Source organism: Chryseobacterium sp. 7 (assembly GCF_003663845.1).
GTDB lineage: Bacteria > Bacteroidota > Bacteroidia > Flavobacteriales > Weeksellaceae > Chryseobacterium.
Map to the genome: position 1 here is coordinate 2,100,054 of NZ_RCCA01000001.1, position 19,453 is coordinate 2,119,506.

The following is a 19,453-nucleotide window of genomic DNA, read 5'->3' on the forward strand; positions in this document are numbered from 1 at the left end:
TCTTACCAGATCTTCAAAATGAAATCATCTGAAAAACCACTATTATCAGGGATATTTTTATTTGATGTCTTTAATTACCTTGCACAAAATAAAGCAGGGAAAGATTTCCTGATTTTGACTTCTTAATTTTTATAACTTTTATAGCTTTCTTTTTCACACCCAATTCAATGATAAATTCTTATTTCGAACAAACACCACGGTAAAAAGTATGGGTAAAAACAGTAGCCAAATAAAATGGAGTGAAGAAGAAGCTGTAAAAGTAATCGTTCATTATACTGAAGAAAACAGCTCCGAAATCAATTAGCAGGTATTTACTTATATTTACATCTTTACTATACTACAACTTCATAAAGATAAGGGTTTGATGCACAGGTTACTATTTATATTTACTTTACTTATTTGTCCGTTGTTTGTTAAAGCACAAGATGTTTTAAGCAAATTAGAAAGAGAATACAGCCATGCTTCAAACAATGTGACAGATCAGTTGAGCTTTGCACCCAAATATGCTACAGCCTTATTTTTTCATAATCGAAAATCCCTGTCTTATCAGATTTTACAAACCAATATTGCTACTGCAGCGAAGCAAACCGATGGGAAGTATGCTGCTATTTTATATGCCGTGCAGGCCATGAATTACCGGCTGGATAATAAAAGTACGGAATCTGCTAAAAGTTTGGAAATGGCAAAAGCGTATAGCGTAAAAACAGCCAGCAACGAAGCAAAAGGCTATGTACAATACGCAAAAGGCTGGATTCTGACCCGTGATAATAAAACAACTGATGCTGTGGCCGCTTATCTGAAAGCTATTGAGTATTATGAAAACTCACCAACAACTTCTACACTATATGGAAGATTGGGTAATGCAGCCAAGGAATTATCTGCCATTTATTCTGACCTGAATGAATATCAGCTGGAAGAAAAATACAGCAAACAGTTTCTATTGTTAGCTTCCAAACAAAATGATCCCAATCTTATCTTTGATGCCTACATGCGGATGGGATATGTATATGAACAAAAATATACACAGGACCCGTACAATACAGTGTTTAGAAATAAAACAGAACAATATTATTTACAGGCTATTGCTACTTTCAATAAAAATAAGGATGTTATGCTTAGCCGAAATAGCCTTTCATATGCTGCCATCAATTTAGCGAATTTATATACTGGATTTGACAGCAATAAGGCAATGCAATATGCTCAGCTCGCTAATAAGGTGAGTCTGGAAATTGGCGATGCTATTCACATTGCTTCCTCGTTTGGGATTTTAGCAGAATTGGCATTACAGGATAAAAATTATGATTTGGCTAAGTCTTATTTTCTGAAAGCTTCTATGGAAATTGGCAAAAGCCCGGTAAGAAATCATATGGTAGAATTGTCTATCCTTGAATCTCTATCCAGAATTAGTGAAGAACAGGGGAATTATAAAGAAGCGCTCACTTATTATAAAAGTTATGTTGACAAATATAAAAGTGTTTACGATCAGGAAAAACTGGATATTACCAAAAGACTGGAATCTCAGTTTGATAAAGAACGGCAGAAGCAGAAATATATAAAGCTTCAGCTGGAAAGTGATAAAAAAGCACAGGAAATTAAATTGATCAATATCCTTCGGGCACAGCGTGAACAGGTATACAATAACTTAAAACTGGTAGAAGAAAATCAGCGTGAAAGACTGAAATTTTCAGAACTTGAATCGGAGAAAAAAGAACAGCAGCTTCGTTTGGCAAAATTAGAAACTCAGCAGAAGAATAATGATATTAGCAACTATAAAAAGCTATTGGCGTTTAAAGAAAAGATCAATACCTACTACATTTTCTTTATTATATTCTTCATTGTTTTGATCCTCTTATTACTTTATGCCTATAAACAGCGTGCAAAATCTATCAGGCGAAGAGACGAACTGCATGCTTTGGCTTTAGAAAAAGAGAAGCAAAACTCAAAAATATCTACGCTTACAGCATTGTTGGAAGGGCAGGAGCAGGAGCGTGGCCGTCTGGCCCGTGATCTCCATGACGGATTGGGAGGGCTGCTTTCAGGAACGAAACACCAGCTGTCTTATTTAAATCCACATCATTCTGAAAATATAGAAGAAGGAATTTCTAAGTCAATTGAACAAATTGATGGAGCGGTGGAAGAATTAAGGCGTGTAGCACACAATTTAATGCCGGATTTATTAATGAAATATGGTATGGAAGTGGCTATTCAGGAGTTTGCCTACCGTATTTCCAATAATGCATTAGAAATCCACACAGAATTTATTAACTACAGTAATTCTATATCTCGGGAAAAGCAATTAATTATTTACAGAATTATTCAGGAATTGGTTAATAATGCTATAAAGCACGCTAATACTTCCGAAATTATTATACAAATCAGTGAGGAAGAAAATGTATTAAATCTTACAGTAGAAGACAATGGCCAAGGCTTTGATCCTAAAAGCTTAGGCATAAGAAAAACAGCCGGTTTTCATAATATAGAACTCAGAGTCCAATTTTTAAAAGGAACAATGAATATCACTTCCGAACGGAATATTGGTACCAGTATAGAACTTCAAATTCCTATTCATTAAACATGATAAAAGTAGCCATAACAGATGATCATCCACTTCTCTTAGAAGGATTGAAGAATATTTTAGGAAACAGCAGTACCATAGATGTGGTAGATTGTTTCAAAAATGTTTCAGAAATGAATGCAGGTCTTGCAAAACAAACCATTGATATTTTATTGCTGGACATCAATCTGGCAGATACCAACGGCATTGAACTCATAAAACCTTTAAAGAAAAAGTATAGCAATCTTCAGATTATTATTCTCAGTGTTCACAATGAACTGCCTGTCATTAATAGTTCTTTGGCTGAAGGTGCCTGTGGATACATTCAGAAGAATGCTTCAGTTTCTGAAATTCTGGAAGGGATTACCAGCGTGTATGAAGGGACTCAATTTTTATGTTCGCAAACTAAGTCTGTTTTGGAGAAAAAATCAACTGATGGGTTAAATCATGTACCCAAACTGACCCGAAGAGAAAAGGAAATTCTTGGGGAAGCTGCGAAAGGACTTACCACCAATCAAATGGCAGAAAAACTGTTTATCAGTCCGCATACCGTAGAAAGCCACAGAAAGAACCTTATTGAGAAATTCCAGACATCCAATCTTAGCTCAGCCATCAAATTAGCAATAGAATACGGCTTGATTATCGAATAAAATATTCATCTGCAAAAAAGGCCTGCTTACATCGTAAAAGCAGACCTTTTTCTTATATAATCAAATAATTGGTGTGTTTTTTAATCTTTGAATTTCAACGCAGCCTGAAACAGGTTTTTCTTTCCTATTAAATCATACTCGTCGTTATATTCCGGTTGATACATCAGGATGAATACCCGGTCGTTAAAATCTTTTAATGCGATGGGCTGGTCTATCATGATGTCATAAAACCTTGTAATGGTACGTGTGGCAGTCCATTGTTTTGCATTACCCTTTGGATTTTTATCAAACCTGTGATCTTTCGCATCTGTATAATACCAGTATGAAGGCGCAGAATCCATCAGAAACATTTCCTTGTCTTTGTTGTACAATTCCTCTGCCATGCCCGTATTCTGAAACCATGGAACCTCTTGTGTGCTTAAAAGTCCCAGGGCTCCGGCATAAATATCCTTATTCGTAGTGGCTCCCACTAGAAATCCTTCCAGATTGGCAGACGTAATTTCGAACTGGAAAGTTGATTTTTTCAGTTCATAAACATCATTTACAGGCTTAATAACTTTTCCATCCTGCTTGATCACTACTTTTAATGATTGTGCGAAAGCCATAAAACTTAATAAACAAAAAAGAATCGTCAAACTTAATTTTTTCATTGTATCTCTTTAAATAATTGCAGCAAAGATATTAGACTTTATTCCCTTATACACTGGCTGTTTTCAGGGGTTTTTTATCTTATTAATAGGTTAAAACAAATCCGCCTTTAACTGGATCTTTATATAAGCTGTTTTCTGCTTTTTACCATTTACCGCAGCAGAATTAAGTGGAAAAACTTCTGCATAAAAGGTATTGTTACCTGTCCAGAATGCCTTTTTATCATCAGCTATTTTGAAGTTGGTGAAATTCACGTATAAAAGATTGTCCTGTTTCTTGGTTTGCGGTAAATATTTAGCGATAATAAAATTACTCCCCACATCATTATTAGATGAAACAAAGGTAACCCAGCTCTTGGTTGGAAGAATTTGTGGATAGCCATCAGTACTTAACTCAAACATCACTGCATTTTTTATATTGTAAAAAGAATAGAAAGAACCTGCAACTTCATCAGAGTTTTCTTTGAAAACCTCCAGATTTAAGTAAGGTGACCGTCCTACATATTCATTAGCAAGCGGTCCGGTCTCTGTAGAGATGCTTTCATGTTGTGTAATCACATCTTCTCTGCCATTTTCAATATATACCCAGTTATCATCATGTAGTTTTATATTCGGATTTTTTACCAATGGTTCATTCATTCTATTTTTTGAACTGGTTTTAAATTCCTGCTCTGAAATCTCTGCAATAGTTCCAAATTTCTTAAAAGATTTATTTTTAAAATCATCAGATTGTTTAAATGTGCTACTTCTGATCTCATAAAGATCTACGCCAGTTAAAGTTAATTCAAATGACGGAGTGAATTCTGACTTCAAAACAAAAGCTTCAATGCTGTTCGAAATATTGTTATTAATGCTGTAATGAATAGAGTAAAAGTCTTCAAACTCTTCAAATCCATAATAATTATCCAGTTTATGATAAGCAACTTTCAGATGAGCTGCATCTTTATTCGGGGTCACAAAAAACTGTATGGAATCCAGCTTGGTAAATAATTGAAACGGCACCTCCTGAACATTATCTACTCCTTTTATTTTTTTAAAATCGGCAAGTGTTATCAATTTTTGCTTAACTTCAGTTCCTCCCATATTCGTTTCTGATGTTTTGTTGTGTTGATTGCATCCCACAAGGACCACTATTGATGATATAAAGAATTGATTGATGAGTTTCATTTTTATATTTTGGGGCAAATGTATCAGTATTAGAACCGGCAGCCAACAAAATACCTGAATATGGGCAATAAATGGCTGGAAACAGGGATTTATGAAGTGACAGAATTTGGACAATTTTACAAAATGATAAACCCAATAGTGTAATTTACTTTATCAAAATGAAAAACTTAATAATCAGCCTTTCAGTGGTGACTGCTTTATTAGCATCCTGTTCACCCGCTACAGACAAAAAAATGGAAAAAAATATTTCTGCGGGCACCCAAAAAGAAGTTGCAGTGTCTACACCGGAGCCAGTAAAAAATGATCCGGCAACATTAGAAATACCAGGTGATTTTTCAACATTAGTGCCTATTGATCTGCTAGATAGTAAAAATACCAATGTGCATGCTAAATATGGAATAGAATTTTCCGGAAACTGTTATTCATGCGATTTGACAAGCCTGTCTATAACAAAGAAACAAATCAGATGGACGAATGTCTGTGATGAAAAAGATACTTTTGAAATTGATGATTTTTCATACTCTAATGAAGGAAATAAAACCATCTTTAAAACACCGGAAAGAACTTATATTTTAACTCAAATAGATAAAGCTCCCGTTTACGAACTTGTTATAGAAGGTCAGAAACTGGAATTAAAAGACAAAAGAATATCCAGATATTTTACTACCGAAAAAGCGTTGCCCCTTTTTACAGAGCATGATTGCGGTAATTTTGGAGGATAGAGTAGTCCGACCATTTTTTTTAAAATTTAAACATAAAAAAACCTCAAAGTAATTTGAGGTTTCTTTATATTAAAATAATGACTTAATTATTTTGCTGGTTTTTTAGGACTCATCATCATAATCATCCTTTTTCCTTCAAGTTTAGGAAGCTGGTCTACTTTACCTACATGCTCCAGTTCCTGAGCAAGTTTTAAAAGCAAAATCTCTCCCTGATCCTTAAAGATAATCGAACGTCCTTTAAAAAATACGTAGGTCTTTAATTTAGAACCTTCTTCAAGGAATTTTTCAGCATGCTTCTTTTTGAATTCGTAATCGTGGTCATCTGTCTGAGGTCCGAAACGAATCTCTTTTACAACTACTTTTACCTGCTTAGCTTTAAGTTCCTTTTGTTTTTTCTTTTGCTCATATAAGAATTTCTTGTATTCTAATATTCTTGCAATAAAAGGTTCTGCTTTATCAGAAATTACTACCAAATCCAATTCTTGTTCTGCGGCAATTTGTCTTGCTTTGTCAATTGGATAAATTCCTGGCTCTACGTTATCGCCCACCAAACGAAGCTCTCTCACACGAATTTTATCGTTGATCAAGTGTAAGTCCTCTTGTACCGGACGTCTTTGTGGGCCCCTGTTGTTAAATCTTTGTGCTATTGTATTATAATTTTATTGGTTAATTACTTATTTTAATTGATTTAAATATGTAAAACTGAAAGAGTTTTCATTAATTTTCGAATCCTCCAATCTTATTAATTTAAATTTATATGGCTGCTTCTTTTTTGAAGTAAGCAACGAAATCCTCCATCTTCATCACTCCAAGATCTCCTTCACCACGTCTTCTTACAGAAATAGTGCCTTCTTTTTCTTCATTTTCTCCTACAACAAGCATGAAAGGAATCTTGTTTAATTCTGCATCACGGATCTTTTTACCTGTCTTCTCGTTTCTGTCGTCAATCTGACCGCTAATATCGTGATTTTCCAAAAATTGTGAAACTTTTTTTGAATAATCTACATATTTTTCACTGATCGGTAGAATAATAAACTGATCCGGGCTCAGCCATAATGGGAAATCACCAGCAGTGTTCTCCAGCAAAATAGCGATGAAACGCTCCATAGAACCGAATGGTGCCCTGTGGATCATTACCGGTCTGTGTTTTTCATTATCATTTCCGATATAATGAAGATCAAATCTCTCCGGAAGGTTATAATCTACCTGGATAGTTCCCAGCTGCCATTTTCTTCCTAAAGCATCTTTCACCATGAAGTCAAGCTTAGGACCATAGAATGCGGCTTCTCCGTATTCAACTACCGTTTTTAAACCTTTTTTCTGAGCTGCATTGATGATCGCACTTTCTGCTTTCTCCCAATTCTCATCAGAACCGATATACTTTTGTTTGTTTTCGGGATCTCTCAAAGAAACCTGAGTTACAAAATCTTCAAAACCTAAAGATTTGAATACATAAAGCGTAAGGTCAATTACTTTTTCAAATTCTTCAGAAAGCTGATCCGGAGTACAGAAAAGGTGAGCATCATCCTGAGTAAATCCACGAACTCTTGTTAATCCGTGAAGCTCTCCACTTTGCTCATATCTGTATACTGTACCAAACTCTGCATATCTTTTTGGCAAATCTCTGTAGCTCCATTGTGAAGTTTTATAAATTTCACAGTGGTGGGGACAGTTCATTGGCTTCAGCAAGAATTCTTCTCCTTCGTTCGGAGTTTTAATCGGCTGGAAGCTGTCTTCCCCATATTTATCCCAGTGTCCTGAAGTTACATATAATTCTTTTGCCCCGATGTGTGGAGACATTACAAATTCATAACCTCCTTTTTTCTGAGCATCAGAAAGGAAATTCTCCAATTTTCTTCTTAAAGCAGTTCCTTTTGGCAGCCAAAGTGGTAAACCTGCACCCACTTTTTCAGAGAATGCAAAAATTCCAAGTTCTTTACCTAATTTTCTGTGGTCTCTTCTTTTAGCTTCTTCTAATCTTTCAAGATATTCAGTAAGATCTTTCTGTTTAGGGAAAGAAATACCATACACTCTTGTCAGCTGAGGGTTCTTTTCATTGCCTCTCCAGTAAGCTCCTGCTGCATTTAATATTTTAACAGCCTTTACAATTCCTGTGTTAGGAATGTGACCACCACGACATAAGTCTGTGAAGTCATCGTGCGTTACAAAAGTGATTTCTCCATCATTAAGATTAGAGATCAATTCTACTTTGTAAGGGTTGTCTGCATATGTTTTTAAAGCATCTTCTTTAGAAACCGGATATAGAGAGAATGTAGATCCTTTCTTCGCGTTTTCTAAGATCTTTTTCTCAATCTTTTCAAAATCTTTTTCAGATAAGCTTTCATCCCCGAAATCTACATCATAGTAGAATCCGCTTTCAATAGCTGGACCGATCGTTAACTTAGCATTAGGATAAAACTCAAGGATTGCCTGCGCCAAAAGGTGGGCAGAAGAATGCCAGAAAGCTTTCTTTCCAAGATCATCATTCCAGGTCAAAAGCTGTACCGTAGAATCCGTGGTTATAGGTGTGGTGATTTCTACTTGTTGATCATTAACAATTGCGGAGATGGTGTTTCTTGCCAATCCCTCGCTTATAGATTTTGCCACATCTAGAGGAGTCACTGCTCCTTCGAATTCTTTGACGCTATTGTCTGGAAGTGTAATTTTTATCATTGTTTACTAAGAAATTTTAAGATGCAAAAATACGGAAATTTTAGATAAAATACTATATTAGCCTATATTTAAAATGAGAATTAATATTTAAAAAGAAAAAGATGAAATAGTTTTTGTCTCATTGAATTCCATATTCAGTGTATCTAAGAAAAATACTTCATAATTTTTGGTTATTTATTTCATTAATAGTAAACTCATTTTATTTTCGGAAGTATTTAAAAGCAAACACATTACAATTCAGTATGAATACTATAAATATTGATCTGCACTGCGATTTATTATATTATCTGCTAAGACCTGATGCAGCTATTGATGACAAAGAAATTGGCTGTTCACTGCCTTATTTACAGGAAGGAAATGTAAAACTTCAGATTATGGCAATGTATGCCGGAACAGGAGCAAACAGTACCGTTTATGGTTTGGAACAGAGTAAGTTGTTTTCAAACCTTATTAAAAATGAAGATTTTTTCTTTTTTAATCATGATAATTACCAGGCTCCGGAAAATAAAAATCGGGTAGGAGTTCTTGCTTCTATAGAGAATGCATCCGCTTTCTGTGATGAAAACCAAAGTCTGGATTCCGGATTTAAAAATCTGGAAACAATAATTGAGAATGTGGAGAAAGTCTTTTATATTGGGATTACGCATCATCTGGAAAACCGTTTTGGAGGCGGAAATAATGCAACAGCAGGTTTAAAAGAAGACGGAAAAGTACTGATAGATTATATTGCCGACAGAAAAATTGCCATTGATTTAGCACATACAAGTGATCAGCTGGCCTATGATATTTTCACCTATATTGAACAGAAAAATTACTCAATTCCTATTCTGGCAAGCCACTCCAACTACAGGTCTGTTTATAAAAATAACAGGAATCTTCCTGATGAACTTGCGAAGGAAGTGATTAACAGAAAGGGGTTAATTGGTCTTAATTTTATCAAAGACTATGTTGATGTCAATCATCCTGAAAGAATTTACGAACATATTCAATACGGTTTGGATCTTGGAGGAGAAAATAGTTTAGCATATGGAGCTGATTATTTTTACTGGAAAGATCATCCGGATACATCCCGTCATCCTTTTTTCTTCCCTGAACATGCCGATGCATCTGCTTATGTACAAATTAATAAAGAAATTGAAAAACGTTTTTCTTCCAGATTGTTAGAAAAGATCAGTCACAAAAATGCATTGGATTTCATAGAGAATATGTATAAATAAAATCATTCTTATCTGATTAAATCAATGCATAATTATAACAGGTCGCTCCTATTGGAGCTGGATTTGATCCCATCGGGATCTACTGTTAGTAGAAAAAAATGAAGTATCTTTAAAAAGAAAGCTTCGTAGGAGCGACCTGTTAATACCTAAAATCTGTGAAATTATATTAAAAAGAAAATAGATTGTATGTTTTATTTTACATGAAATTAAATACAATAAAATGCTGTAAAATAACTTTTTATGTATTTTTATTTAATGCTTTCTTTTATACTTTACTTTCTGCTTAATGATTTCAATAACGTCAACATTCTGTACTTTAGATTTGATCCACCCGTGGATATCAATATAGAATAATGAGCGTCTGTAATATTCATTGGCAGAATATTTCTCCAGTTTTCTGTCGAAAGTCTCAAATGCTTTCTGTCTCTGATCCAATACCTGATCATTGAGGTTTTTGAAAAACTGAATACTTTCAAAATGGAATTCTTCCGGCTTTTTCATTTTTCTGGCAAACTTCAAAGTAGAAGCAATAAATTCATCATAATCTTCATCATTTCCCGACTCGTATTTTGCCATTAGAATCAAAATTCGCGTATGAAATAACAGATCTTCCTGTACATTTCCTTTGGATTCTATTACCCTCATAGAATATTCAATGGATTTATCAAACATCTTGCTGCCGAAGAACATAGCCGCCATTTTAAGGTAAAGAATCATAAAATGGTGCTCATCAATTCTTTCTCGGAGTCTTTCCATTTTTAATTCTACTTCAGGAATAAGCTTCGTTCCTGTAAAAAACTCACCTTTTACAAAATGAATATTCATCAATGTATTATACTGAGTAAGGAAAATAAGCGACTGAAGGTTCTCATTCTGAACAAAATTTTCTGCATGTACCATTTTATTGAAATTCTCAAAATGTTCTTCCAGAATATCAATATTTCCATACAAAAACAGGATTTTCAACAAGTAAGTATTCCCTTTGATATACCAAACCGGGTGGCTGTAGATCATTTCCGGCTTTTTATGAAAAAGATCCACCCATTGATAGGCATATTTCAGAGTGTATTTGTAATCCTGTAAAAGCTGATTTTTCCAGACATGGGCTTTGTAATACCAAAGTTTTTCCGTGAAATTAAGTTTTTCAGGGTTGATGTTTTTAATCTGCGCATTGAAAACATCCATCACTTCCTGCCGGTCTGTATCATTTTTTACATAACCGTGAGTAAGCATTTCACTGTATAATTTCAATGAAAGATTAGATAATTTTGTAGTATAACGGTTTTGTTTGCTTATCTCCTGAGATTGCTTGATCAGTTCTTCGGCACGGCCTTCGATACTTCGGGTAATAAACTGTGATTCAATTACTTTTTCCAGATCTATGATTTCCGAAGCGATACTTTTTTCATCCAGTTCCAATGCAGTTTGCTTGGTTTTATCCAATATCTTTAATGCCTGCTTATAAAGTCCTTTCTGATAGAGAATATTGGCAAAATCCAACTGTTCACGAAGCTGGATTCTATAATTCTGGTGGCTCGGGTTCATTCGTAAGCTTACCAGAATCTGTTTGTAAAGGTGGGCTTTAAGATTGGAAAGCTGCTGTTTTGTGGAGATTTTTTTCTCAATAACAATACTTTCATCATATTCCTTCATCTTGTCCATTTCGGAAAATAACAATAGAAATTTAGCATCTACATTAATTCCCAGACGGTTGACGTACAGCTTAAACTGTCGTTTTTCAGAGGTGGTCAATGACTTTACCAATACAAACAAAAAATCTTTCTGCAATTCTGCCATTGTAAATTTTTAAAAATTAAAACATTGATTAATAGATTAATACGGTCATTTTTTCAACTGTTGAATATTGTAATTTTCAAAAAAAGTGAAAATGGAAAAATATTGCAAGCTGTAGTTTTGAACCAAAATTAAATAAAAAACTTCACTTATGAGTTCTGATAAAATTGAAATTTTTGATACCACGCTGAGAGATGGGGAGCAAGTCCCGGGATGCAAACTGAATACGGAACAAAAACTCATCATTGCAGAAAAACTCGATGGGCTGGGGATTGATATCATTGAAGCAGGATTCCCAATTTCAAGTCCGGGAGATTTTGAATCGGTTTCAGAAATTTCAAAACTGGTGAAAAATGCAACGGTATGCGGACTGACAAGAGCGAACAAAAAAGATATTGATGTAGCGGCTGAGGCATTGAAGTTTGCAAAAAAACCAAGAATCCACACCGGAATCGGGACTTCTGATTCTCATATTAAATACAAATTCAACTCAACCAGAGAAGATATTATTGAAAGAGCCGCAGATGCAGTAAGATATGCAAAAACGTATGTAGAAGACGTAGAATTTTACGCTGAAGACGCCGGAAGAACGGATAATGAATATCTGGCAAGAGTATGTGAAGCCGTTATCAAAGCTGGAGCAACTGTTCTGAATATTCCCGATACTACAGGATATTGTCTGCCGGAAGAATATGGCCAGAAAATAAAATATCTGCGAGAAAATGTAAAAGGAATTGAAAAAGCAGTCCTTTCATGCCATTGCCACAATGATCTTGGATTAGCTACAGCAAATTCTATTGCCGGAGCCATCAACGGAGCACGCCAGATTGAATGTACCATCAATGGATTAGGAGAAAGAGCAGGTAACACAGCATTGGAAGAAGTCGTCATGATTTTAAAACAGCATAAAGACCTGAATCTGCATACGGATGTAAATTCCAGAATGCTGAATGAAATGAGCCTAATGGTATCTGATCTGATGGGAATGTCCGTTCAGCCTAACAAAGCAATTGTAGGGGCTAACGCTTTTGCACACAGCTCAGGAATTCATCAGGACGGCGTGATTAAAAACAGGGAAACCTATGAAATCATTGATCCTGCAGAAGTAGGAGTGAATGCATCTTCCATTATTCTTACGGCCAGAAGCGGACGTTCAGCATTGGCTTACCGTTTCAAGCATATCGGTTATGAGGTGACTAAAAATGAGTTGGATTATCTGTATCAGGAGTTTTTGAAAATTGCTGACCTTAAAAAAGAAATATGCAACGATGACCTGAGCATGATGATGGACTCTTTCAACAGAAAAATAGGATAGGTTTGATGTAAAATCAAGATAAAGTAAAAATGAACAACAGTAAAAAGACACTTTTTGATAAAGTTTGGGACGCTCACGTGGTAGAAACTATTCCGGACGGACCTCAGATCATTTATATAGACAAGCATCTTATTCATGAGGTAACCAGTCCTCAGGCTTTTGCTGAGCTTGAATCCAGGAATCTGGAACTCTTCAGGCCGGAACAGATTGTTGCTACTGCGGATCATAATGTTCCTACTTTGCATCAGGAGCAGCCGATCAAAGATGAGCTTTCAAGAAATCAGGTAGAGCAGCTTACGGAAAACTGTAAGAAAAATAATATTGAGCTTTTCGGACTGGGACATCAGTATCAGGGGATTGTTCACATCATTGCTCCGGAATTAGGGATTACCCAGCCGGGAATGAGCATTGTGTGTGGAGACAGCCATACTTCAACCCATGGAGCATTCGGATCTATTGCCTTTGGGATTGGAACCAGCCAGGTTGCTCAGGTGTTTGCCAGCCAATGTTTGTTGCTGAACAAGCCAAAATCCATGAGAATTACTGTGAATGGTAAACTGAATGAAAATGTTCAGCCTAAAGATGTTATTCTTTATATCATTTCAAAAATTGAAACAGACGGAGGAACAGGATATTTCTGTGAATATGCAGGAAATGTATTTGAAGAAATGTCAATGGAAGGAAGAATGACAGTCTGCAACATGAGTATTGAAATGGGTGCCAGAGGAGGAATGATTGCTCCAGATGAAACCACTTTTGAATATGTAAAAGGGAGAAAATTCGCCCCTGAAGGAGAAGACTGGAATGAAAAAGTGGCCTATTGGAAAACTCTAAAAACAGATGAAGGAGCCATTTTTGATGAAGAATTAAGCTTTGATGCTTCAGATATTTATCCAATGATTACTTATGGAACCAACCCGGGAATGGGGATTTCTATCCGTGAAGTTATTCCGGTGCCCCAGAACGAATCTGAAGAAAAAGCATTGAAATATATGGGACTGAAAGCCGGACAGACCGTTAACAGCATCAAAGTTAATTATGTCTTCATAGGAAGCTGTACCAATGCAAGGATAGAAGATTTCCGTTCTGCAGCACAGTATATCAAAGGAAAAAGCAAATCAGAAGCTGTAAAAGCACTGATTGTTCCTGGGTCTCAGCAAGTGGTGAAACAGATTTATGAAGAAGGATTGGATAAAATATTTAATGATGCAGGATTTCAGATCCGTCAGCCGGGATGTTCAGCATGTCTGGCCATGAATGATGATAAAATTCCGGAAGGAGAATATTGCGTTTCCACATCCAACAGAAACTTTGAAGGCAGGCAGGGACAAGGTTCAAGAACAATTCTGGCCAGTCCGCTTACTGCAGCAAAAGCAGCCATAGAAGGTAAAATCTCAGCTTTTGAAAGTTTAAACTAAACAGATTAAAAGTACATGCAAAAATTAGTAGTTTTAAAATCCCGCGCAGTTCCGCTGCCGGCAGAAAATATAGATACAGACCAGATTATTCCGGCAAGATTCCTGAAAAGTATAGACAGGAAAGGGTTTGGGGAAAATCTGTTCAGAGACTGGAGGTTCAATATCCATACAGGAGAGCCTAATCCTGATTTTGTGTTAAACAATCCTAAATTTGAAGGGGAGATTCTGGTAGCGGGAAATAACTTCGGTTGTGGAAGCAGCCGTGAACACGCAGCCTGGTCTTTAACAGATTATGGATTTAAAGTCATTGTTTCCAGTTACTTCGCTGATATTTTCAAAGGAAATGCCCTGAATAACGGACTTCTTCCCGTAAAGGTTTCCGAAGAATTCTTAAAAGAAATTTTAGAAGGAATCACCGAAAATCCAGACAATGAAATTGCCATTGATGTGGAATTGCAGTCCATCAGCTTTAAAGATACTACTGAGACCTTTGAGCTTGATTCTTATAAAAAAATATGCCTGTTAAACGGCTATGACGATATTGATTTTTTAATCAGCAGAAAGCAGACGATTACAGAGTTTGAATTAAAAACACAAAAAGTAAATGAGCGACAGTTATTTTAAAATTGCGGTTCTTCCCGGAGATGGGATAGGCCCGGAAATCATCAGTGAAAGCATTAAAATATTAGATGTTATTGCTGAAGCTTTCCAATGCAAATTTCATTTTGAGTATGGATTAATAGGCGCGGAAGCTATTTTTAAAACAGGAAATCCTTTGCCTGAAGAAACTTTAAAAATCTGTAAAGAGTCTGATGCTGTGCTTTTCGGAGCAATTGGTGATCCGGTTTTTGATAACAATCCGGAAGCAAAAGTAAGACCGGAACAGGGATTACTGAAACTTCGTAAAGAACTGGGTTTATTTGCCAACATCCGTCCTTTGAAAACTTACGCATCTTTGATTGACAAAAGTCCATTGAAAAGAGAAATCATTGAAGGAGCAGATATCCAGATTTTCAGAGAACTGGTGAGCGGAATTTATTTTGGTGAAAAATTTACAGATCCGGAAGGCGCTTATGCTTATGATATCTGCAAATACAGCCGTGAAGATATTATTCCGATAGCCCATATGGCGTTTCAGGAAGCTCAGAAAAGAAAGAAAAAACTTACGCTTATTGATAAAGCCAATGTTCTGGATACTTCAAGATTGTGGAGAAAAACATGTCAGGAAATTGCACCGGAATATCCTGATGTACAGCTGGATTATATGTTTGTAGACAATGCTGCCATGCAGTTGATTCTTAATCCTAAGCATTTTGATGTTATTGTAACGGAAAATATGTTTGGTGATATTATTTCAGATGAAGCCAGCGTAATTGGAGGGTCTATCGGATTATTGCCATCTGCATCAGTAGGAGAGAATAACGCCTTGTTTGAGCCTATTCACGGGTCTTATCCACAGGCAAAAGGTAAAGGAATTGCTAATCCTATTGCTTCTATTTTAAGTGTGGCCATGATGCTGGATCATCTTAATTTAAAAGCTGCCGCAGACAAATTGAGACAATCTGTAGAACATGCTATTGAAAACAAGTATGTGACAATTGATCTTAATACCAAGCAATATTACTCAACAAGTGAAGTGGGAAGCTTTATTGCTGATCATATCAGATATTCCGAGAAGTCGTATTACAATTTTGAAAATGTGAAGATCGGAAAATCAACCATTGTATAGAAAAAAGTTCATTTAGATAGTTAGAAAGAAAAGTTCCGCCTCGTATGAGACGGAATTTTTCGTTTTCTTTACCATTGTAAATAAGCCTTTAAGGCTCTTTTGTTATTTCGTATTATCCGTTTTTCCTGATTTATTTTTGGAAGACTTTTGGATGTCTTCCTTATCAATATCAGGTGGATTGGTCTTTTTCGAAGCGGCAGGAATATCCTGGAAATCCTGATTTTGCTTTTGGGTTTCTGCGGTATTGGCAGATTCTTTCTTTTTGGTGTTTCCTTTTTTATCCATGACTTTGAATTTTAACAGTATATGGTGTTATCATTCAAAGTCTTTGCCAAAAAGAAGAAAAACCATAAACAATTATCCTCCCCGTGTTCCGGATTTAGCTGTTGTTGACGTAGGAAATTTTTCTTTTCCCGCATCCGATTTTTGAGGAGAGTCATTTTCTGAAATTTCCTTTTGTGGAGTTTCTTTGGGTTGAGTCTCTGAGGTTTCTTTAGGGTTCATAGTATTAAGTCTTATAGACCTAAGATACCAATTTTCCCGGTTTTATCCTCTATTTTGTAATTTAAAGCTTTGGCCAGAACAAAAACATTATTCAGATTTTCCATCAGCTGTTTACGGCCTTCCGATCTCAACTGATTCTGATCAATAGATTTTTCTGCCGTTTCTTTAGCTTTCTGAGTAACATTTTTAATGTCTTTTTCCGAAATTCTGTTGATAAAAGAATCGTCCAAAGATTGAATTTCAACGCTTGGTGTAATTCTTATCTCAGCATCAGGAAGCTCGGTAATAATGAGTTTTTTGTTAATGGAATCTACTTCGATCTTCATTTTGTTAAGATCATAAGAAACCTGGGCATTGGTCTTGGTATAAGTAATAATGCTGTTGCTGGAAATTTCTTTCCCAAAAACTTCATAACCCATCTTGGTTTTCTGCATGCTGGAAGTATTCTGCTCCATAACCACCATCTTGTTCATCTTGGAGATCTGATTGGTCAGGATATAATAATCTGACTTTTCTGTTTTATTTCCAAGGTTCAGACAGGATTTCAGGCCGAAAAACAGCAGCACCATCGCACCGGCACCAGCTACAAAAGATAATATGGTTTTATAATTTCTCAAAATCTATTTAAAAATTTCTTTAATGACAGATGAATCATTCTTTTTCAGAATTTGAACTAAATCTCTTTCAATATATCCTGTAGTAGGCATTTCTATGATTCTGCCAACCTCTTTTCCGTATCTTTTCAGGATAATAGTAGGAACTTTCTGAATATTATAAAGACCTTCTTCTCCGGCAGGAGATTCTTTCTTACGGTTTACCGCAATAATAGTCAGTTTACTTTCGGGGTAATTGGCTTCTTCCAGTATTTTCATTAATCTTGGGAAGTCTCTGTGACTGTCTTCGCACCATGTTCCCATGAAAACAATGATATCATAACTCCCGAGTTTTCCTTTTTTTAATTCACTTACAGCTTGTTTGTCAATAGCATACTCATCATGTTCTTTCACATACCAATCGGCATAAGGAGCTTTCAGAAACTGCTCTTTTAGCTGGGCACCTAAAAGCATTTTGCCGTCTTTCTGACTATCAACCTCACGGTTAACCACTACTTTTTGAGCGCTAAACTGTTGCGTCGCTATAAATAGGCTTGAAAAGACAACAATATTGGTAATAAATTTTTTCATATTTTATTTTTCGATAATTGATTTTAAATCAGCAGGAGAGTAGTATTTGTTTTTCAATACTTTATGATCTGCCTGTCTGTAAACATTGAATTTTTCTCCGGACTTTTCATAAAAAGATTCTACTTCCTTCTCTTTGTAAAATTCAACAGTTTCTTTTGCCTGTTCTTCATTATCACATGCTTTCGACATATTGGAACGCTGAACTTCGTTGAATAGCTCTACAAATTTGTTGCCAAGTCCGAATTCCAGCACAGCACCACTCAAAACATACTGAAGATCACACAATGCGTCTGCAATTTCTACAAGATTATGATCTGCAATGGCTTGTTTCAGTTCGTTTAATTCTTCCTGTAAAAGTTCTACTCTCAGATTGCATCTTTCCGGAGAAGGAATTTGTGGGGCATCTAAAATAGGGGCTTTGAAAGTAGTATGGAATTCTGCTACTTGGTTCAGACTATCAATTTTATCCATGAATTTTTTTATTTCCCACAAAGATAGAAAAGGATTTCTAAAATGTGAAATGTACAGCAGGAAATGTATGAATAAAGCTTTAGAGAAAATGGTTTAAATAAAGAAGATATAATCATCTCTTAAAACATAAAAATCTGTGAAAACCTGTGCGGTCAGCAGAAAAATTTCATCAAAAAACCACAACTGTAAAAATTGTGGTTTTATTTTGGAATGATTTAATTCAATTATTTTAATTCTTCATATTTCCAGATCCCTGAGATATTCAATATCATCAACCCGGGTTGTTTTTCTCCGTAGCTGAATACGCAGAGATATTTTGAATGACAGGAAGAGCAGTCTGTCCCAAAGTATAAAGTAGGCATATTATTAACAGTCAATTCTCCGAAATGAAACATGCTTTGAGAGGTTCCGTTAACGATTCCATGTTGTAATAATGCATCTTTGGATATTACTTTGTCTTCATGATAGAGTTGAAGGATAGGGAATCCAGAGGCATAAGGTTCTATTCCAAATGTGTTTTTGTGACCGCAGTCACAGCAGATAAAAGTTGTTGTTGCAGATGGAAGAGCTTCATCATTAATGAAAGTATTTTTTTCAATGGAAGCTTTTCCGGTAATGTTTATTTTTTCTGATATTGAATACATCTGAGTTGATTTATGGCTGAATAACCGTGCCTACTAAGTTAGGATATTTTCCGCTTGGGCTTTTCTTAATGGTAACTTTTATATAGCCTTCTTCTGCCAGCTTGTTCCAGGTTTTCTGATATCCTGTGTTAATATCAATAGGAATTTTCCACATAGTCTGTTTTCCTTTTCCTGCCTGGCTGAACCAAGGAATAATATCTGCGGTCTGGGTTTTAAACTGCATGGAGTTATTCAAAACATCAATTTCATAGTAGAAGTCGTATTTGTCTTCAGCTTGGTTTAAAGCTCTTTGTGTGAAAGTGTATACATATCCGTTGATGATCGGGCTTGTAAAGCTTCCACCCAACGTAGGAACTCCGGTTCCGTTATAAGTGCCGACAGCTCCACTGTATCTGTCAAATTTCTGTCCAAGCTGCAAAGGAACATCATCAACGATATTGTAGCCTCCATTAGCAGGCGGCCAGCCGCCGTTTAAACCATTGGCCTTAAAAAGCGATTCCAATTCGCTCCATTTTCCCCGTTTGTACAGATCATAAGCCTGATTTCTGATGACCTGGCTTACAGAATTGTTGTTGTCATACGTTGCAGCCAATTCATCCGCGTTTTTGTAGAATACCGTGGTTACGTCCGGATTGACGTCCATTACCTCATCATTGTCTGAGCTACAGGCTACTGAGAGCGTAGTAATGGCTAAAAAAAAGAAGTACTTAAATAAATGTTTCATATAAAAAATTTTAAATTATTTTAAAATTATCGAGGTATTA

Annotated in this window: 20 protein-coding genes; 8 read left to right on the top strand and 12 right to left on the bottom strand. The window is 35.8% G+C overall.

Annotated elements, in window-relative coordinates; all coding sequences use genetic code 11:
* Positions 1-364 precede the first annotated feature (364 nt).
* Both CLU97_RS09645 and CLU97_RS09650 read left to right on the top strand, forming a co-directional pair.
* Complete coding sequence (locus CLU97_RS09645; RefSeq protein ID WP_121487733.1) at positions 365-2,572, top strand: ATP-binding protein; 2,208 nt, start codon at positions 365-367, stop codon at positions 2,570-2,572.
* A 2-nt stretch (positions 2,573-2,574) separates the two neighbouring features.
* The gene (locus CLU97_RS09650; RefSeq protein ID WP_121487734.1) at positions 2,575-3,204 is read left to right on the top strand and encodes a response regulator transcription factor; all 630 of its coding nucleotides are present in this window, start codon (positions 2,575-2,577) and stop codon (positions 3,202-3,204) included.
* A gap of 80 nt (positions 3,205-3,284) precedes the next feature.
* Here the strand turns inward: CLU97_RS09650 and CLU97_RS09655 are convergent, their stop codons facing one another.
* Both CLU97_RS09655 and CLU97_RS09660 read right to left on the bottom strand, forming a co-directional pair.
* Entirely contained in the window at positions 3,285-3,854 is a 570-nt protein-coding gene (locus CLU97_RS09655; protein WP_121487735.1) for a hypothetical protein, read from the bottom strand.
* A 90-nt stretch (positions 3,855-3,944) separates the two neighbouring features.
* Entirely contained in the window at positions 3,945-5,018 is a 1,074-nt protein-coding gene (locus tag CLU97_RS09660; protein ID WP_121487736.1) for a resolvase, read from the bottom strand.
* Between the two features lie 158 nt (positions 5,019-5,176).
* On the opposite strand from CLU97_RS09660, the gene CLU97_RS09665 reads away from it, so the two are divergent.
* Positions 5,177-5,740, top strand: a complete 564-nt coding sequence (locus CLU97_RS09665; protein ID WP_121487737.1) for a hypothetical protein — start codon at positions 5,177-5,179, stop codon at positions 5,738-5,740.
* Positions 5,741-5,826: 86 nt separating this feature from the next.
* Here CLU97_RS09665 and infC read toward each other — a convergent pair whose 3' ends face one another.
* Positions 5,827-6,327 carry a translation initiation factor IF-3 gene (gene infC, locus CLU97_RS09670; RefSeq protein WP_172625635.1) on the bottom strand — a complete coding sequence of 167 codons (501 nt, stop codon included), beginning with the start codon at positions 6,325-6,327 and terminating at the stop codon, positions 5,827-5,829.
* A 166-nt stretch (positions 6,328-6,493) separates the two neighbouring features.
* Positions 6,494-8,413, bottom strand: a complete 1,920-nt coding sequence (gene thrS / locus CLU97_RS09675) for a threonine--tRNA ligase (RefSeq protein ID WP_121487738.1) — start codon at positions 8,411-8,413, stop codon at positions 6,494-6,496.
* A 242-nt stretch (positions 8,414-8,655) separates the two neighbouring features.
* Here thrS and CLU97_RS09680 point away from each other — a divergent pair, with 242 nt between their 5' ends.
* Entirely contained in the window at positions 8,656-9,630 is a 975-nt protein-coding gene (locus tag CLU97_RS09680) for a dipeptidase (protein WP_121487739.1), read from the top strand.
* A 252-nt stretch (positions 9,631-9,882) separates the two neighbouring features.
* Here the strand turns inward: CLU97_RS09680 and CLU97_RS09685 are convergent, their stop codons facing one another.
* Positions 9,883-11,427, bottom strand: a complete 1,545-nt coding sequence (locus CLU97_RS09685; RefSeq protein ID WP_121487740.1) for a hypothetical protein — start codon at positions 11,425-11,427, stop codon at positions 9,883-9,885.
* Between the two features lie 148 nt (positions 11,428-11,575).
* Here CLU97_RS09685 and CLU97_RS09690 point away from each other — a divergent pair, with 148 nt between their 5' ends.
* From CLU97_RS09690 to leuB, 4 genes are read left to right on the top strand one after another with little or no spacing between them, the layout of a single operon-like run.
* Complete coding sequence (locus CLU97_RS09690) at positions 11,576-12,739, top strand: 2-isopropylmalate synthase (RefSeq protein ID WP_121487741.1); 1,164 nt, start codon at positions 11,576-11,578, stop codon at positions 12,737-12,739.
* 29 nt (positions 12,740-12,768) lie between these two features.
* Positions 12,769-14,157 (top strand): 3-isopropylmalate dehydratase large subunit, encoded by a 1,389-nt coding sequence (gene leuC, locus CLU97_RS09695; protein WP_121487742.1) that lies wholly within the window; start codon positions 12,769-12,771, stop codon positions 14,155-14,157.
* A gap of 15 nt (positions 14,158-14,172) precedes the next feature.
* The gene (leuD, locus tag CLU97_RS09700) at positions 14,173-14,781 is read left to right on the top strand and encodes a 3-isopropylmalate dehydratase small subunit (RefSeq protein ID WP_121487743.1); all 609 of its coding nucleotides are present in this window, start codon (positions 14,173-14,175) and stop codon (positions 14,779-14,781) included.
* Positions 14,762-15,886, top strand: coding sequence for a 3-isopropylmalate dehydrogenase (gene leuB, locus CLU97_RS09705; protein WP_121487744.1), 1,125 nt, complete (start codon positions 14,762-14,764; stop codon positions 15,884-15,886). Before leuD ends, leuB begins: the two co-directional genes overlap by 20 nt.
* 102 nt (positions 15,887-15,988) lie before the next feature.
* Here the strand turns inward: leuB and CLU97_RS09710 are convergent, their stop codons facing one another.
* The 7 genes from CLU97_RS09710 to CLU97_RS09735 form a co-directional block, all read right to left on the bottom strand.
* On the bottom strand, positions 15,989-16,171 hold the full coding sequence (locus tag CLU97_RS09710; protein ID WP_121487745.1) for a hypothetical protein: 183 nt from the start codon (positions 16,169-16,171) through the stop codon (positions 15,989-15,991).
* Between the two features lie 72 nt (positions 16,172-16,243).
* The gene (locus CLU97_RS23670) at positions 16,244-16,390 is read right to left on the bottom strand and encodes a hypothetical protein (protein ID WP_183084548.1); all 147 of its coding nucleotides are present in this window, start codon (positions 16,388-16,390) and stop codon (positions 16,244-16,246) included.
* 11 nt (positions 16,391-16,401) lie between these two features.
* Positions 16,402-17,007 carry a DUF4230 domain-containing protein gene (locus CLU97_RS09715; RefSeq protein ID WP_121487746.1) on the bottom strand — a complete coding sequence of 202 codons (606 nt, stop codon included), beginning with the start codon at positions 17,005-17,007 and terminating at the stop codon, positions 16,402-16,404.
* Positions 17,008-17,010: 3 nt separating this feature from the next.
* Positions 17,011-17,574 carry a TlpA family protein disulfide reductase gene (locus CLU97_RS09720; RefSeq protein WP_121487747.1) on the bottom strand — a complete coding sequence of 188 codons (564 nt, stop codon included), beginning with the start codon at positions 17,572-17,574 and terminating at the stop codon, positions 17,011-17,013.
* 3 nt (positions 17,575-17,577) lie between these two features.
* The gene (locus CLU97_RS09725) at positions 17,578-18,045 is read right to left on the bottom strand and encodes a nucleoside triphosphate pyrophosphohydrolase family protein (RefSeq protein ID WP_121487748.1); all 468 of its coding nucleotides are present in this window, start codon (positions 18,043-18,045) and stop codon (positions 17,578-17,580) included.
* Between the two features lie 224 nt (positions 18,046-18,269).
* On the bottom strand, positions 18,270-18,689 hold the full coding sequence (locus CLU97_RS09730) for a hypothetical protein (RefSeq protein WP_121487749.1): 420 nt from the start codon (positions 18,687-18,689) through the stop codon (positions 18,270-18,272).
* Between the two features lie 10 nt (positions 18,690-18,699).
* Positions 18,700-19,413: a glycohydrolase toxin TNT-related protein gene (locus tag CLU97_RS09735; protein ID WP_121487750.1), complete on the bottom strand. Its 714-nt coding sequence runs from the start codon at positions 19,411-19,413 to the stop codon at positions 18,700-18,702.
* Positions 19,414-19,453 lie beyond the last annotated feature (40 nt).